Origin of the sequence: Methylobacterium sp. WL116 (assembly GCF_008039455.1) — a bacterium.
Lineage (GTDB): Bacteria > Pseudomonadota > Alphaproteobacteria > Rhizobiales > Beijerinckiaceae > Methylobacterium.
Window position 1 is genome coordinate 1 of sequence record NZ_VRUV01000874.1, and the last position, 1,197, is coordinate 1,197.

Genomic DNA, 1,197 nt, shown 5'->3' on the forward strand with positions numbered 1-1,197 from the left:
CGACTACGCGTTGATGGCGGCGACGACGCCGGCGCCGACGGTTCGGCCGCCCTCGCGGATGGCGAAGCGCAGCTTCTCCTCCATGGCCACCGGCACGATCAGCGTGACGTCCATGGTCACGTTGTCGCCCGGCATCACCATCTCGGTGCCCTCGGGCAGCACGCACACGCCGGTCACGTCGGTGGTGCGGAAGTAGAACTGCGGCCGGTAGTTGGTGAAGAACGGCGTGTGGCGCCCGCCCTCCTCCTTGGTCAGGATGTAGGCCTCGGCCTTGAACTTGGTGTGGGGCTTGACCGAGCCCGGCTTGCACACGACCTGGCCGCGCTCGACGTCCTCGCGCTTGGTGCCGCGCAGCAGCACGCCGACGTTGTCGCCCGCCTGGCCCTGGTCGAGCAGCTTGCGGAACATCTCGACGCCCGTGACCGTCGTGGTCTGGGTGTCGCGGATGCCGACGATCTCCACCGTCTCGCCGACCTTGACGATGCCGCGCTCGACCCGGCCCGTCACCACCGTGCCGCGGCCCGAGATCGAGAACACGTCCTCGATCGGCATCAGGAACGGCATGTCGATCGGACGCTCCGGCTGCGGGATGTAGTCGTCCACCGTCTTCATCAGCGCCAGCACCGCGTCGTGCCCGACCGCCTTGTCGCCGTTGTCGAGCGCGACCTTGGCCGAGCCCTTAGTGATCGGGATGTCGTCGCCGGGGAAGTCGTACTTCGACAGAAGCTCGCGCACTTCCATCTCGACGAGCTCGAGCAGCTCGGCGTCGTCGACGAGATCCACCTTGTTGAGGAACACCACCAGCGCCGGAACGCCGACCTGGCGCGCCAGCAGGATGTGCTCGCGGGTCTGCGGCATCGGGCCGTCGGCCGCCGACACCACCAGGATCGCGCCGTCCATCTGCGCCGCGCCCGTGATCATGTTCTTCACGTAGTCGGCGTGGCCGGGGCAGTCGACGTGCGCGTAGTGCCGGTTCGTCGTCTCGTACTCCACGTGCGCCGTCGAGATCGTGATCCCGCGCGCCTTCTCCTCCGGAGCCTTGTCGATCTGGTCGTAGGCCGTGAACGTCGCCCCGCCGGACTCCGCCAAGACCTTCGTGATCGCCGCCGTCAGCGACGTCTTGCCGTGGTCGACGTGACCGATCGTGCCGATGTTGCAGTGCGGCTTCGTGCGGGCAAACTTCTCTTTGGCCATGGT

Annotated in this window: 1 protein-coding gene; it reads right to left on the bottom strand. The window is 67.5% G+C overall.

The window, feature by feature from the left end; all coding sequences use genetic code 11:
- Positions 1-3: 3 nt before the first annotated feature.
- On the bottom strand, positions 4-1,194 hold the full coding sequence (gene tuf, locus FV223_RS28095; protein ID WP_147729937.1) for an elongation factor Tu: 1,191 nt from the start codon (positions 1,192-1,194) through the stop codon (positions 4-6).
- Positions 1,195-1,197 lie beyond the last annotated feature (3 nt).

Excerpts from the sequence above, each read along its gene's own strand:
- tuf (WP_147729937.1), bottom strand. The coding sequence starts at position 1,194 with ATGGCCAAAGAGAAGTTTGCCCGCACGAAGCCGCACTGCAACATCGGC.